This window comes from Cronobacter sp. HA18003 (assembly GCF_011605905.1).
GTDB lineage: Bacteria > Pseudomonadota > Gammaproteobacteria > Enterobacterales > Enterobacteriaceae > Cronobacter > Cronobacter sakazakii.
Genome location: NZ_JAANQO010000011.1, coordinates 61,481 through 76,354, shown reverse-complemented (window position 1 = coordinate 76,354; position 14,874 = coordinate 61,481). Strand labels below are relative to the sequence as shown.

At 56.1% G+C, this 14,874-nt stretch carries 11 protein-coding genes; 2 read left to right on the top strand and 9 right to left on the bottom strand.

Features of this window, described 5'->3' with window-relative positions:
• The 8 genes from nuoH to lrhA form a co-directional block, all read right to left on the bottom strand.
• Entirely contained in the window at positions 1-981 is a 981-nt protein-coding gene (nuoH, locus tag G6041_RS01400) for an NADH-quinone oxidoreductase subunit NuoH (RefSeq protein WP_004388258.1), read from the bottom strand.
• A complete protein-coding gene (gene nuoG, locus G6041_RS01395; protein ID WP_041460690.1) occupies positions 978-3,704 on the bottom strand; it encodes an NADH-quinone oxidoreductase subunit NuoG in 2,727 nt (908 codons plus the stop codon). The genes nuoH and nuoG overlap by 4 nt, the downstream gene beginning before the upstream one ends.
• Before the next feature lie 54 nt (positions 3,705-3,758).
• On the bottom strand, positions 3,759-5,096 hold the full coding sequence (gene nuoF, locus G6041_RS01390) for an NADH-quinone oxidoreductase subunit NuoF (RefSeq protein WP_004388651.1): 1,338 nt from the start codon (positions 5,094-5,096) through the stop codon (positions 3,759-3,761).
• Complete coding sequence (gene nuoE / locus G6041_RS01385; RefSeq protein ID WP_012124159.1) at positions 5,093-5,593, bottom strand: NADH-quinone oxidoreductase subunit NuoE; 501 nt, start codon at positions 5,591-5,593, stop codon at positions 5,093-5,095. The genes nuoF and nuoE overlap by 4 nt, the downstream gene beginning before the upstream one ends.
• A gap of 2 nt (positions 5,594-5,595) precedes the next feature.
• A complete protein-coding gene (nuoC, locus tag G6041_RS01380) occupies positions 5,596-7,407 on the bottom strand; it encodes an NADH-quinone oxidoreductase subunit C/D (RefSeq protein ID WP_004388649.1) in 1,812 nt (603 codons plus the stop codon).
• 87 nt (positions 7,408-7,494) lie between these two features.
• Entirely contained in the window at positions 7,495-8,169 is a 675-nt protein-coding gene (locus G6041_RS01375; protein WP_004388648.1) for a NuoB/complex I 20 kDa subunit family protein, read from the bottom strand.
• 15 nt (positions 8,170-8,184) lie between these two features.
• Positions 8,185-8,634, bottom strand: a complete 450-nt coding sequence (nuoA, locus tag G6041_RS01370; RefSeq protein ID WP_007776781.1) for an NADH-quinone oxidoreductase subunit NuoA — start codon at positions 8,632-8,634, stop codon at positions 8,185-8,187.
• Positions 8,635-9,252: 618 nt separating this feature from the next.
• Positions 9,253-10,188 carry a transcriptional regulator LrhA gene (gene lrhA, locus G6041_RS01365; RefSeq protein ID WP_004388646.1) on the bottom strand — a complete coding sequence of 312 codons (936 nt, stop codon included), beginning with the start codon at positions 10,186-10,188 and terminating at the stop codon, positions 9,253-9,255.
• 951 nt (positions 10,189-11,139) lie between these two features.
• On the opposite strand from lrhA, the gene alaA reads away from it, so the two are divergent.
• Both alaA and yfbR read left to right on the top strand, forming a co-directional pair.
• Positions 11,140-12,354: an alanine transaminase AlaA gene (gene alaA / locus G6041_RS01360; RefSeq protein ID WP_012124157.1), complete on the top strand. Its 1,215-nt coding sequence runs from the start codon at positions 11,140-11,142 to the stop codon at positions 12,352-12,354.
• 80 nt (positions 12,355-12,434) lie between these two features.
• Positions 12,435-13,034 carry a 5'-deoxynucleotidase gene (gene yfbR, locus G6041_RS01355; protein ID WP_007699992.1) on the top strand — a complete coding sequence of 200 codons (600 nt, stop codon included), beginning with the start codon at positions 12,435-12,437 and terminating at the stop codon, positions 13,032-13,034.
• Between the two features lie 5 nt (positions 13,035-13,039).
• Here yfbR and G6041_RS01350 read toward each other — a convergent pair whose 3' ends face one another.
• Positions 13,040-14,869 (bottom strand): SLC13 family permease, encoded by a 1,830-nt coding sequence (locus tag G6041_RS01350; protein ID WP_041460428.1) that lies wholly within the window; start codon positions 14,867-14,869, stop codon positions 13,040-13,042.
• Positions 14,870-14,874: the final 5 nt, after the last annotated feature.

The window sequence follows — 14,874 nt, the reverse complement described above, 5'->3', positions numbered from 1 at the left end:
TTATGCCGCTGTCTGCCAGAGAATGACAGCCGCGGTTACCAGCAGATTGATAAGCGTCAGCGGCAGGCACACTTTCCAGCCGAAGGACATTACCTGGTCATAACGAGGACGCGGTAATGCGGCGCGAATCAAAATAAACATCATCATGAAGAACGCGGTTTTCAGCGCGAACCAGATGAAAGGCGGTAACCAGGGGCCCTGCCAGCCGCCGAAGAACAGCGTCACGATCAGCGCAGAAACAGTCACAATCCCGATATATTCGCCCACGAAGAACAGACCGAACTTCATGCCGGAATATTCGATGTGATAACCGTCAGCCAGCTCCTGCTCCGCTTCCGGCTGGTCAAACGGGTGACGGTGACACACCGCTACGCCCGCGATAGCGAAAGTGATAAAGCCGAAGAACTGCGGGATAACGTTCCAGAGATGCGCCTGGTTGTTCACGATGTCGGTCATATTGAACGACCCGGCCTGAGCGACAACACCCATTAGCGAGAGGCCGAGGAACACTTCGTAGCTCAGCGTCTGCGCGGAGGCGCGCATTGCGCCCAGCAGCGAGTATTTGTTGTTGCTCGACCAGCCTGCGAACAGCACCGCGTAAACGCCAAGGCCCGCCATCATCAGGAAGAAGAGGATCCCGATATTGAGATCCGCCACGACCCAGGTCGGGCTGACAGGCACAATCGCGAACGCCAGCAGCAGCGAGGTAAACGCGATCATCGGTGCCAGCGTAAAGATAACGCGGTCGGAGAAGCGCGGGATCCAGTCCTCTTTAAAGAACATCTTGATCATGTCCGCGACCAGCTGGAGCGAACCGCCCCAGCCTACACGGTTCGGCCCGTAGCGGTTCTGGAAGAGGCCGAGCAGACGACGCTCGCCAAAACTCATGAACGCGCCGCAGCTCACAACCACCAGCAGAATGACCACCGCTTTCAGGATGCTGAGCAGGATCTCAATAACATCCGGTGTCAACCAACTCATTGCGCAGCCTCCTGCAGATTTTCAAGACGAGCGCCAGCCATGACAGGCGCGATGCCCGGCATGCCCATCGGCAGACCGACCTGCCCTTCCGTCAGCCCTTCCGACAACTGCAACGGCAGCGTGATAGTCTGGCCTTCATAATTGAAGGAGACCTTCGCCCCCGCATTGACGCCAAGCTTCGCGGCATCAGCCGGATTCAGGCGGATGTACGGCTGCGGCATGCGGCTCTGGAAGACCGGTGAGCGCTGCGACAACTCGTCGCTGCCAAACAGATGGTAGTAAGGCGCGATACGCCACTGACCATCCTGCGGCGCGAAACGCTGCGGTATGGTCGTGAAGTAATCGATAGCGCCCTCGCCCGCCTCAATGAGGCGCACGCCCGGATCGCCATGACGCAGGTGGCCGCCCACTTCGTCCTGGAATTTGTTCCAGGCCTGCGGGGAGTTCCAGCCCGGTGCCCAGGCGAACGGCACCTGAGAACGCGGCGCGTCCGGATGGTTGTTCCCTTCCATGGAGAAGGCGAACATGGTGTCTTTATCCTGCGGCTGACGCGGCTCGTGAACGCTGATGTTCGCGCGCATCGCGGTGCGACCGCTGTAACGATGCGGTTCGCGCGCCAGTTTCTGGCCGCGGATGCGGAACGTCGCGTCCGGCGCGGCGTTTTTAATGCCCGCCAGGTGCGGCAGTTTTTCGATGCAGGCGTCGATCACATGATCAAGCTGCGTCCAGTCCGGATGACGGTTTTCCAGCGTGCTGTGCAGCGAATGCAGCCAGCGCCAGCTTTCCAGCATGGTCACGGTGTTGTCGTAGTACGACGGGTCATAGACCTGGAAGAAGCGCTGCGCGCGGCCTTCGTTGTTGATGACCGTACCGTCGCTTTCGGCGAAGCTCGCGGTGGAGAGCACAAGGTGCGCGTGATCCATAATCGCGGTGCGCTGATGGTCAATCACCATCACCAGCGGCGCTTTCGCCAGCGCTGCATCCACACGTGCCGCCGAGGCGTGACGGTGCAGATCGTTTTCCAGCACGATGACGGCGTCAGCATTGCCGGTTTCGAGCTCGTTCAGCGCGTCGTCAAGTGAACCGCCGCCAATCATGCCGAGACCGACGCTGTTAACCGCGCGGGCGATCATGGTGATGCCGACATCCGCGCCGCGGCCTTTCAGGGCTTTCGCCACGTTCGCGGCCGCCTGAATCACTTCCACGCTACCGGCGTTGGTGCCGGAGATAATCAGCGGCTTCTTCGCGCCTGCCAGCGCCTGCACAACCACGTCTACTTTGTTTTGCAGATCGCGATCCAGCCCTTCCACCGCAGGCGATGCGGCATCCAGCGCGTTGGCGATGGCAAAACCGAGACGCGCCTGATCTTCCACCGGCGCGCGATAAGTCCACGCGGCGATGTCGTCCAGACGGGTGCTGTCAACGTTGGTCACAAACAGCGGATGTTTGGCGCGCTGGCCGATGTTCAGGATGGCCGCGATCTGCCAGTCAGCCACTTTCTGGGCCGCCGCCATTTCACGCGCTTTGCCTTTCACCGCCTGACGTACCGCCAACGCCACGCGCGCACCGGTCTGGGTGATGTCTTCGCCCAGCACCAGCACGGCATCGTAAGATTCAATCTCACGCAGCGCTGGTGTGCGGATGCCGCTGTCACGCAGCACTTTCAGCATCAGTTGCAGACGTTCCTGCTCACCCGCCGCGATGCCGGTATAGAAGTTTTCCGCACCGACCAGTTCACGCAGCGCGAAGTTGCTTTCGACGCTCGCGCGCGGGGAGCCGATACCAATCACTTTCTTCGACTGGCGCAGAATATCCGCCGCACCCTGCATCGCCTGTTCGGCGTTCAGGGTGATCAGGTCATCGCCACGGCGCTGCACCGGACGACGCGGGCGATCTTTCAGGTTGACGTAGCCGTAACCGAAACGACCGCGGTCGCACAGGAAGTAGTGGTTAACGGTACCGTTGTAGCGGTTTTCAATGCGGCGCAGTTCGCCATAACGTTCGCCAGGGCTGGTGTTACAGCCCAGCGAGCATTGCTGGCAAATGCTCGGCGCAAACTGCATGTCCCATTTACGGTTGTAGCGCTCGGAGTGCGTTTTATCGGTGAAAACGCCGGTCGGGCAAATTTCGACCAGGTTACCGGAGAATTCGCTCTCAAGCGTACCGTCTTCGGGGCGACCGAAATAGACGTTGTCATGCGCGCCGTACACGCCGAGATCGGTGCCGTCAGCGTAATCTTTGTAGTAACGCACGCAGCGATAGCAGGCGATGCAGCGGTTCATCTCATGGTTGATGAACGGCCCCAGATCCTGATTACGGTGAGTACGTTTGGTGAAACGGTAGCGACGGAAGCTATGGCCGGTCATTACGGTCATATCCTGCAGGTGGCAGTTGCCGCCCTCTTCACAGACCGGGCAGTCGTGCGGGTGGTTGGTCATCAGCCACTCCACAACGCTTTCACGGAACTGTTTCGCTTCGTCGTCATCAATAGAAATAAAGGTGCCATCGGATGCCGGCGTCATGCAGGACATCACAAGGCGACCACGGGTATCTTCCGCGTTCTGATATTGCTTCACCGCGCACTGGCGGCAGGCACCGACGCTACCCAGCGCCGGATGCCAGCAAAAATAAGGAATATCGAGGCCGAGCGACAGACACGCCTGCAGCAGGTTGTCCGCGCCGTCTACCTCATATTCTTTGCCGTCTACATGAATCGTAGCCATAGTCAGCATGCTTCCAGTTGGCCTGGCGCGAGCCAGGCGTTAATCAAAATGCTTTTACCAGCGCGTCTTGAGCAGGTTCGGCTGAATACCATTGATGGCACGGGTGTTGCCGGGGCTCTGCTTAATGCCCGCTTCGAATTCGTCACGGAAATATTTAATGGCGCTCTGAAGTGGCTCTACGGCACCTGGCGCATGGGCGCAGAACGTTTTACCCGGCCCCAGGAAGCGGCAGAGCTGCTCCAGGGTTTCGATATCCCCCGGCTGCCCTTCGCCGCGCTCCAGCGCGCGCAGGATTTTAACGCTCCACGGCAGCCCGTCACGGCATGGCGTACACCAGCCGCAGGACTCGCGCGCAAAGAACTCTTCCAGGTTACGTACCAGCGACACCATATTGATTTCGTGGTCGACGGCCATCGCCAGCGCGGTGCCGAGACGGCTGCCCGCTTTACCAATGCTGGCGAATTCCATCGGCAGATCGAGATGCGCGTCGGTCAGGAAGTCTGTTCCCGCGCCGCCCGGCTGCCAGGCTTTGAATTTCAGGCCGTCACGCATGCCGCCCGCGTATTCTTCGAGGATTTCACGCGCGGTAGTGCCAAACGGCAGTTCCCAGACGCCCGGGTTTTTCACGCGCCCGGAGAAGCCCATCAGCTTGGTGCCTTTGTCTTCGCTGGTCGACAGGCCCTGATACCACTCCACGCCGTTGGCGAGAATGGCCGGCACGTTGCACAGGGTTTCTACGTTGTTAACGCAGGTCGGTTTACCCCACACACCGCTGGATGCCGGGAACGGCGGCTTGGAACGCGGGTTGGCGCGACGGCCTTCCAGCGAGTTGATAAGCGCCGTCTCTTCACCGCAGATGTAGCGGCCCGCGCCGGTATGCACGAAGAGTTCAAAATCGAACCCTGACCCGAGAATGTTTTTACCCAGCAGGCCCGCTTCGGTCGCTTCCGCGATAGCGCGGCGCAGACGCTCGGCGGCTTCGATATACTCGCCGCGCAGGAAGATGTAACCACGGTACGCTTTCAGCGCGAACGCAGAGATCAGCATGCCTTCCACCAGCAGGTGCGGCAGCTGTTCCATCAGCATGCGGTCTTTATAGGTGCCCGGCTCCATTTCATCGGCGTTACACAGCAGGTAACGGATGTTCATGGATTCGTCTTTCGGCATCAGGCTCCATTTCAGACCGGTCGAGAAGCCCGCGCCGCCGCGCCCTTTCAGGCCCGCGTCTTTCACGGCATTGACGATTTCATCCGGCGCCATGCCGGTGAGCGCCTTACGAGCGCCTTCGTAGCCGTTTTTGCTGCGGTATTCTTCAAGCCAGACCGGCTGCTTATCGTCGCGCATACGCCACGTCAGCGGATGCGTTTCGGCAGTACGAATTATCTGTTTCATTTGTACTGCTCCAGAAGTTCAGGGATCCCTTCCGGCGTCAGATAACTATGAGTGTCCTCATTAATCATCATGGTCGGCCCTTTGTCGCAGTTGCCAAGGCAGCAGGTCGGCAGCAGGGTGAAGCGTCCGTCAAACGTGGTCTGGCCCGGTTTGATGCTCAGGTGTTTTTCAATCGCGGACTGAATGCCCTGATAGCCAGTGATATGGCACACCACGCTGTCGCAGTAGCGAATCACGTGACGGCCCACCGGCTGGCGGAAGATCTGGCTGTAGAAGGTAGCGACCCCTTCGACGTCGCTCGCCGGAATGCCCAGGACTTCCGCTATCGCATAGATAGCGCCGTCCGGCACCCAGCCACGCTGCTTCTGAACGATTTTCAGCGCTTCAATGGACGCCGCACGCGGGTCTTCGTAGTGGTGCTTCTCGTGCTCAATCGCCTCACGCTCTGCCGCACTCAGCTCAAAAGCCTCGTTCTGTGGTTGTTGATTCTCGTGCATAGTTAGCGATCCACATCAGACATTACAAAATCGATACTACCCAGATAGACAATCAGGTCGGACACCAGGCTGCCGCGGATCACCGACGGGATCTGCTGAAGATGCGGGAAGCTCGGTGTACGGACGCGGGTACGGTAGCTCATGGTGCTGCCGTCGCTGGTCAGGTAGTAACTGTTAATCCCCTTGGTTGCCTCAATCATCTGGAAGGATTCGTTGGCCGGCATGACCGGGCCCCAGGAAACCTGCAGGAAGTGGGTAATCAGGGTTTCGATATGTTGCAGCGTGCGCTCTTTCGGCGGCGGCGTGGTCAGCGGGTGATCCGCCTTGAACGGGCCTTCCGGCATGTTTTTCAGGCACTGCTCAAGAATACGCAGTGACTGGCGCACTTCTTCGACTTTCAGCATCACGCGGGTATAGCAGTCGCTGATGCCGCCGCCGACCGGCACTTCGAACTCAAAGTTCTGATAGCCAGAGTACGGGCGGGCTTTACGCACGTCGAAATCGATACCGGTAGCGCGAAGGCCTGCGCCGGTAGTGCCCCATGCCAGCGCTTCTTTGGCGTCATACGCCGCCACGCCCTGAGAACGGCCTTTCAGGATGGTGTTTTTCAGCGCCGCTTTGACGTAAGAGTCGAGACGTTTTGGCATCCACTCAAGGAACTCTTTGAGCAGGCGATCCCAGCCGCGCGGCAGGTCGTGCGCGACGCCGCCAATGCGGAACCAGGCCGGGTGCATACGGAAACCGGTAATCGCCTCAACCAGATCGTAGATTTTCTGACGATCGGTAAAGGCGAAGAAGACCGGTGTCATGGCACCGACGTCCTGAATAAATGTCGAGATGTACAGCAGATGGCTGTTGATGCGGAACAGCTCAGAGAGCATTACGCGGATGACTTCCACGCGCTCCGGCACCTGAATCCCCGCCAGTTTTTCCACGGCCAGCACGTACGGCATTTCGTTTACGCAGCCGCCGAGGTATTCGACGCGGTCGGTATAAGGAATGTAGCTGTGCCAGGACTGACGCTCGCCCATTTTCTCCGCGCCGCGGTGGTGATATCCGATATCCGGCACGCAGTCGACGATCTCTTCGCCGTCCAGCTGCAGGATGATACGGAACGCACCGTGCGCCGACGGGTGGTTCGGGCCGAGGTTCAGGAACATGAAATCTTCAGTGTCGTTGCCGCGCTTCATGCCCCACTCTTCGGGCTTGAAGGTCAGCGCTTCCATTTCCAGCTCTTCTTTTTGCTTAGTGAGCGTGAAGGGATCGAATTCCGTCGCGCGCGCCGGGTAGTCTTTACGCAGCGGGTGCCCTTCCCAGGTCGGCGGCATCATGATGCGGCGCAGGTTCGGGTGACCGGTGAACGTAATACCGAACATCTCCCAGGTTTCACGCTCATACCAGTTGGCGTTCGGGAAAAGGCGGGTAAAGGTCGGCACGTTGAGGTCGTTTTCCGACAGCGCCACTTTCAGCATGATGTCGCGGTTGCGATCGATGGAAAGCAGGTGGTAGAAAACGGAAAAATCCGCAGCCGGTAAACCGTTGCGGTGGGTGCGAAGGCGCTCATCCATGCCATGCAGGTCATACAGCATGACGTAGGGTTTCGGCAGCTTTCGTAAAAATTCGCCAACTTCCAGTAATTGTTCACGCTTAACCCAGACAACCGGAACACCGGTGCGGGTGGCCTGAACGGTAAAGGCATCCGGCCCAAAACGGTTACGCAGTTCGCCAATCACCGGATCGTCGAGGTGATCCCTGGTCTGCCACACAGGCAAAACGGCGTCTTGCGCAGTTAAATCGGTCATATTGTTCACCATTGCCAATGGTCTGTGATGACTGTCGGGCGGCGGCTTCTCGCTGTCGTTTATTGGTATACGTGAGAAGCGACCTCCCGCAGGCGCAAATTAAATTTCGTCCGGCGTACGCAGGTTAGTGACTGCGATACGTTCGCCGCGTTTACGCTCACGCTCTGACTGCATGTTGGCGCGATAAACGCCCTGATCGCCAACCACCCATGAAAGCGGACGGCGCTCTTTGCCAATCGACTCCTGCAGCAGCATCAGCGCCTGCATATACGCTTCCGGGCGCGGCGGGCAGCCTGGGATGTACACATCCACGGGCAGGAATTTGTCCACGCCCTGCACGACGGAATAAATATCGTACATGCCGCCGGAATTCGCACACGCGCCCATGGAAATCACCCATTTCGGTTCCAGCATTTGGTCATACAAACGCTGAATTACCGGAGCCATTTTGGTAAACGGCGTACCGGCAACCACCATGAAATCCGCCTGACGCGGGGAAGCACGTAGTACTTCCGCGCCGAAACGCGCAACGTCGTGAACCGCGGTGAACGAGGTCACCATTTCCACGTAGCAGCAGGAAAGGCCGAAGTTATAAGGCCACAGGGAGTTTTTACGCCCCCAGTTCACCATGTCATGCAGGGCATGCTCGAGCTTGCCCATGTAGACGCTGCGGTGTACATGCTGTTCCAGAGGATCAGTCACAATCTCCTGTTTTTGCAGGGGGTAACGGTCATTCTCACCGTCGGGATCTATGCGGGTGAGCGTATAGTCCATCTTATTGCCTCGCTGTTACTGCGTATGACGATTAGTGAGACTGCCGGCTTCTTCGGTGTTAAGACGTTCGCGACGTGAGCGCGAAGGCGTCCACTCCAGCGCGCCGATGCGCACCAGGTAAACCAGACCAGCCAGTAGCACTAAAATGAAAATTGCGGCCTCGATAAAGCCGAGCCAGCCGACTTCACGAACTGATGTTGACCAGGCGAAGAGGTAAAGCGCTTCCACGTCAAAGATGACGAAGAACATCGCTACCAGGTAGAACTTCGCGGAAAGTCGTAAGCGGGCGGTGCCGACCGAGTCGATCCCCGATTCGAACGGGGTGTTTTTGTACCTGGCGCGGGCGCGTCCGCCGAGGAACCAGGCGCCGACCAGCATCAGACAACACAGGCCAATGGCAACAATAAGAAAGATACCGAACGCCCAGTGATGAGCGATAACTTCAGTGGATGTTGACATACTCATTGCTTACTCATCAAAAGTGGCGCTAAAGCCTCTGCTCTTGCTGGCAGATGAACGCCACATCGATTCAAGGGGAGGAACAATCAACCGTACAATAACTGCCGGAATTATTACTTAAGCAGCAAATTGATGGGGTTTTTTACTCCTTTCTATAACCTTTTGTCAACTTTAACAAAAGAAACCTAACATTAGTTTACATCTCCCCAAGACCCTTAACATTTGATGCTTTAAGCGTCCTGTGAGCCGCGTGCGAGACTACGGAGCCCGGCGGGTGAATCGTGTCCGTTAAAAGTGAGAAGACATAAACACCCCTTATTTTGGCAGGAATTTCTGACTATTCCTCCCCCTCGTCGGGAGTATTTTCTTGATCTGAGACACGCTTTTGTTAATTGACCACTGAAAAAGGCAACAAAATCGCTCACTTTTTAACAACAAAAGTAAAATTTTCTGCTGGCATACCAGTCGCAAAAGCGGATGAAGAGAGTGGAACAGTGGATGATAAGGGCGTTTTATCAGAGCTAATTACAGTCACTTAGAGTGCGAAAGTGTATAAAAAAAGCCTCTGGAGATCCTGAGACCTTCAGAGGCTTTATTAACACAGTTTTAACAAAAGCAGAGAAATTACTCCAGATCGCCCTGCATCAGGAGAGTATCATCGCCGCCTTCAAGCGTGGCGGTATAACGCCACGGCTGATAGTGGCTTTCCATCGCCTGGAAGATGATTTCCGCCATTTCGTTTTTGCTGTTCGCGTTGCGACACAGCATGTATTGCGTCTCCGGCAGGACGGGCAGACCGTCTGACGCGCCAAGCACGCGCAGTTCCGGGCTCATCATCTCGACCGGGCGCGCGGTGATGCCAAGCCCCGCTTTCACCGCGGCACGCACCGCCGGCAGTGTTGATGCGACATAGGAGATACGCCACGGTACATTCGCCGCATTCAGTTGCTCAATAATCACTTCACGATGCGGGCTTGGCTCATCAAGCATCACCAACGGCACCGCTTCATTTTTGTGCAACGTGTAGTCGGCGGCGCAATACCAGAGCGTGGGCGACGTACGCAGTACCAGCGAGTCCAGATTCTCCGGCTGATGCGTGGTGACTACCAGATCGATCTCCTGCTGGTTGAGCATCTCGATGATGTACGGGTTACGCTGAACGCGAACATCAATCGCCAGCTTCGGATAAACCGAACTGATGCGATTGAGAAGATACGGCAGGATGGTATCCGCCGATTCGTCAGAAGCGCCAATGGTCAGGACGCCCTGCAGATTGCTATACATTAGCGAAGTGCATGCTTCATCATTGAAGCGCAAAATTTTACGGGCATAACCCAACAACTGGATGCCGTGTTCGGTTAAAAGCTTATTACGCCCGTGGCGGGCGAAGAGCTCTTTACCGACCAGTTGCTCCAGGCGCTGCATCTGCTGGCTGACGGCCGACTGCGTACGGCATACCGCTGCCGCCGCGGCGGCAAACGTGTTCAGATCGGCGACTGCGACAAACGTTCTCAGCAGATCGAGGTCGAGGTTTAAGATCGGACGATTTGCGTTAATCATATTGTTATCACTTTCAGGTAACCGCACGCAGCGGGCACCGTCTGTTGCTATGTGTAAAGGAAAGAAAGCAATTCCTTTTGAAGCATGCTTCCGGGCTAACACAACCCGCGTCGGAAGACCGCCATGCGCTTTTCTAATTCAAACCCCTGGTTATTAAAACAGTAAAAGGGGCATTTCTCTGTTATCGTTGTGCCTTTATGTCAAATATTCTGCACAGCGAACCCGTGATTTGAATTAAAAATCTGGCTACGTTGGCTAAGGCGAAAAGCAACAACTTCACGACCTTAACATACTCTGGCAAAAGAAAAAAAAGAGTATATAACTATGCCTGACTTGTGTCCTGAATGACTATAAAAACAACCAGTTGCCCGCAAGAGGCGTTACGGCCTGGCTGCGCTGGCGAAACGTCTCGCGCAGGCGGCTTTATAATATCGCAAATCTGTTCTTTTTTTAAGACTTCGTGCGATTTTACTTATACGAGCCAGTAAATTTCAAAATTTTCGTAACTCTATTACAGACATCGTCAGAACCAATAATTAATATTATTTAATAATTCATAATTTCTCCGTCTTTTCATATAACAAGATTGTTACAAAGCGCGTTATACCGCCGCCTTTTTACAGTAATAAAGGTTGGGTTAAAGCCTGGCTAATTTCTGTGGGTAAATTTCATATCGCGTGAATTAATTAACGCGCTAATGTTGTGATTCTCCAGCGATGGTGGCATCAACCATAGTTAAATCTTATACCAGCACAAAAATTACAACTCACTCGGTTTTACAATATTTTATAAAACAAAAAGTTAATTATTAAAAACTTAACACCATTCAAATGAAGTGTTGATGCAGAACCTGGCCGGCACAGGAGGCTTTAAAAGCATGAGCGGGAGGAGTAAATTGTCGGCCATCGGCTTCCATGGCAGGAAGCGCAAAACAAGTAAGGTTCTGACGTTATGTCACCCATCGAAAAATCCAGTAAGCTCGACAATGTCTGTTATGACATCCGCGGCCCGGTGCTTAAAGAGGCCAAACGCCTTGAAGAGGAAGGTCAAAAAGTTCTTAAGCTGAACATCGGCAACCCGGCGCCTTTTGGCTTTGACGCGCCAGATGAGATTCTTGTCGATGTCATCCGCAACCTGCCCACCGCGCAGGGCTACTGCGACTCTAAAGGGCTCTACTCCGCCCGCAAAGCTATCATGCAGCACTACCAGGCGCGCGACATGCGCGATGTGACGGTCGAAGATATTTATATCGGCAACGGCGTGTCAGAACTGATAGTCCAGGCGATGCAGGCATTATTGAACACCGGTGACGAAATGCTGGTGCCTGCGCCCGATTATCCGCTGTGGACCGCGGCGGTGTCGCTCTCCGGCGGCAAAGCGGTGCATTATCTTTGCGACGAATCCTCCGACTGGTTCCCGGATCTTGACGATATTCGTGCCAAAATCACGCCGCGCACCCGCGGGATTGTCATCATCAACCCGAACAACCCGACCGGCGCGGTCTACTCTAAAGAACTGCTGCTGGACATCGTTGAGATTGCCCGTCAGCACAACCTCATCATTTTCGCCGACGAAATCTACGACAAGATCCTCTACGACGACGCGCAGCACCACTCGATCGCCGCGCTGGCACCGGATCTGCTTACCGTCACCTTTAACGGTCTTTCTAAAACCTACCGCGTAGCGGGTTTCCGTCAGGGCTGGATGGTACTGAACGGGCCGAAAAAACACGCCAAAGGCTATATCGAAGGGCTGGAAATGCTCGCCTCGATGCGCCTGTGCGCTAATGTGCCCGCACAGCATGCCATTCAGACGGCGCTTGGCGGTTATCAGAGCATCAGTGAATTTATTGTACCCGGCGGGCGGCTTTACGAGCAGCGCAACCGCGCGTGGGAGCTGATTAACGACATTCCGGGCGTTAGCTGCGTTAAACCGCGCGGCGCGCTCTACATGTTCCCGAAGATCGACGCAAAGCGATTTAATATTCACGACGATCAGAAAATGGTGCTCGATTTCCTGCTGCAGGAAAAAGTGCTGCTGGTTCAGGGTACCGCGTTCAACTGGCCGTGGCCGGATCACGTGCGTATCGTGACGCTGCCGCGCATCGACGAACTCGATCTTGCCATCACTAAGCTCGGCCGCTTCCTTTCCGGCTATCATCAGTAACCGATTCGGGGGGAGATTTGCATCTTCCCCCCGCTCCCCTCACAATGGTTTTTTGTCGCAGTCACAGACAAGGGATCTTTATGAGTCAGAGTCATTTTTTCGCCTACCTTTCCCGCCTGAAATTAATCAACCGCTGGCCACTCATGCGCAACGTGCGCACTGAAAATGTCTCTGAACACAGTCTGCAGGTGGCGATGGTTGCCCACGCGCTCGCTGTGATTAAAAACCGGAAATTTCAGGGCAATGTGAATCCCGAGCGCATCGCGCTGCTGGCGATGTACCACGACGCCAGCGAAGTGCTGACGGGCGATCTGCCCACCCCGGTGAAATATTTCAACTCCCAGATAGCGCATGAATATAAAGCCATCGAGAAAATCGCTCAGCAGAAGCTGATTGCAATGGTACCGGAAGAGTTACAGGACATCTTCGCCCCGCTGCTTGATGAGCACCACTACACGGAAGATGAGAAATCGCTCGTGAAACAGGCCGATGCGCTGTGCGCCTATCTGAAATGTCTGGAAGAGCTTTCGGCGGGCAACAATGAATTCCTGCTCGCCAAAAGCCGTCTGGAAAAAACGCTGGCGCAGCGGCACAGCGCCGAAATGGACTATTTCATGCAGGTCTTCGTGCCGAGTTTCCATCTTTCCTTAGATGAAATCAGCCAGGACTCCCCGCTCTGAGCGGTTCAGAACGGGAACAGCACAGGGATTAACAGTACGCAGACCACCATCACGATAAGCGTGAACGGCACGCCGGTTTTTACAAAATCACTGAAGCGGTAGGTCCCCGGCCCCAGTACCAGCGTGTTGACCGGCGACGACACCGGCGTCATAAAGGCCGCTGACGCCGCCATCGCGATGCCCATGGCGAACGGGTACGGTGACACGCCCATTGTCTTCGCCGCCGCCAGCGCGATCGGTGCCATCAGCACGGCCGTCGCGGTATTGGAGATAAACAGCCCAATAACGGCGCACATGATAAACAGACAGCCCAGCATTATATGCGGGCCATAGCCGCCGACGCGCATCAGGCCGTCAACAATCAGCGCCACCCCGCCGGTTTTTTGTAGCGCCTGTGCGAATGGCATCATACCGACAATAAGAATAATGCTCGGCCAGTGAATGGCTTTCCACGCGCTTTCGGGGTTAATGCAGCGAAACTTACCCATCAGCAGACAAGCAATTATTGCGGCGACAGGATTCGGAATTTCATCCGTCAGCATCATCGCCACCATCAGCGCCAGACAGAAGATGGCGTGCGGTGCCTGACTGTGAGCGGGCGAAGCGTCGCTCTCTTCCACCGGCAGATTGAGCACAACCACATCGCGGCTTTTCTGCCCGAGCTGGCTGATAAGCTTCCAGGTACCGACCACTAAGAGTAAATCCCCAAGCTCAAGCGGTTCGTCCACTATCGCACCCGGCAGGGCTTTCCCTTCGCGTTTAATGCCGACGACATTCAGCCCGTAGCGGCTGCGGAAATTCAGTTCGCGTACCGTTTTCCCCACCATGGTTCCTTCCGGCGTCAGCGACAGCTCGGCCATGCCGACATCCAGCGCCTGATCGGAAAAATAGTCGCCGCGCAGAATCATCGGCTCCAGCTGCTGCTCGCTGCAAAACTGACGCAAATCGATATCAGACGCGGAAATATCTATCAGCAACACATCCCGCGCGCGAAACTCCGTCACGCCATTCACATCCACAATCACACGGCGAAAATGACGCCAGCGCTCAACGCCTATCACATTCGCGCCATAGCGCTCACGGAGTTTTAAATCATCAAGGCGATGGCCGATAAGCGGCGAGCCGGGGCGAATGGCGAGGCGGCGCGCCCGCCCCGTGAGATGATAATCGCGGATAAAATCGCGGAAGGTGCGGCGGTTCCACGCCTGCGGCTTCTCGCGGCTGTCACCGGAGCCGAGCATAAAACGCATCAGGAGCATATAGAGGATGCCAAGCGCGAGGATTGCCAGGCCTACGGGCGTCACGCTAAAGAAGCCAAAGCCCGGATGCCCTTCGCGCAGCAGTTCGCTGTTCACCACCAGATTTGGCGGCGTCGCCACCAGCGTCATCATACCGCTGATAAGCCCGGCGAAGCTTAACGGCATCATCAGCCGCGACGGCGCAATTTTCATCCGCGCGCAGACGCTTATCACCACCGGAATAAAAATCGCCACCACGCCGGTGGAACTCATAAACGCGCCGAGTCCGGCAACGGTGAGCATCAGAAGGACTAACATGCGGGTTTCGCTGCTGCCCGCCATCTGCACCAGCCAGGCGCCCATTTTTGTGGCAACGCCGGTACGCACCAGACCATCGCCAATCACAAACAGCGCGGCGATAAGAATGACGTTGGGATCGCTGAACCCTGCAAAGGCTTCGTTAACGGTCAGCGTCCCGCTGAGAATGAACGCCACAATCACCAGCAGCGCTACGGCGTCCATACGGATTTTCCCGGTGGCAAACAGTAAAACCGCCCCACCTAATAGCGTCAGCACCCAGATTAATTCACCATTCACAACGT

What these genes read in the sequence shown, in the direction of transcription:
- nuoH (WP_004388258.1), bottom strand. Translation starts at nt 981, where the DNA reads ATGAGTTGGTTGACACCGGATGTTATTGAGATCCTGCTCAGCATCCTG.
- nuoG (WP_041460690.1), bottom strand. Translation starts at nt 3,704, where the DNA reads ATGGCTACGATTCATGTAGACGGCAAAGAATATGAGGTAGACGGCGCG.
- nuoF (WP_004388651.1), bottom strand. Translation starts at nt 5,096, where the DNA reads ATGAAACAGATAATTCGTACTGCCGAAACGCATCCGCTGACGTGGCGT.
- nuoE (WP_012124159.1), bottom strand. Translation starts at nt 5,593, where the DNA reads ATGCACGAGAATCAACAACCACAGAACGAGGCTTTTGAGCTGAGTGCG.
- nuoC (WP_004388649.1), bottom strand. Translation starts at nt 7,407, where the DNA reads ATGGTGAACAATATGACCGATTTAACTGCGCAAGACGCCGTTTTGCCT.
- G6041_RS01375 (WP_004388648.1), bottom strand. Translation starts at nt 8,169, where the DNA reads ATGGACTATACGCTCACCCGCATAGATCCCGACGGTGAGAATGACCGT.
- nuoA (WP_007776781.1), bottom strand. Translation starts at nt 8,634, where the DNA reads ATGAGTATGTCAACATCCACTGAAGTTATCGCTCATCACTGGGCGTTC.
- lrhA (WP_004388646.1), bottom strand. Translation starts at nt 10,188, where the DNA reads ATGATTAACGCAAATCGTCCGATCTTAAACCTCGACCTCGATCTGCTG.
- alaA (WP_012124157.1), top strand. Translation starts at nt 11,140, where the DNA reads ATGTCACCCATCGAAAAATCCAGTAAGCTCGACAATGTCTGTTATGAC.
- yfbR (WP_007699992.1), top strand. Translation starts at nt 12,435, where the DNA reads ATGAGTCAGAGTCATTTTTTCGCCTACCTTTCCCGCCTGAAATTAATC.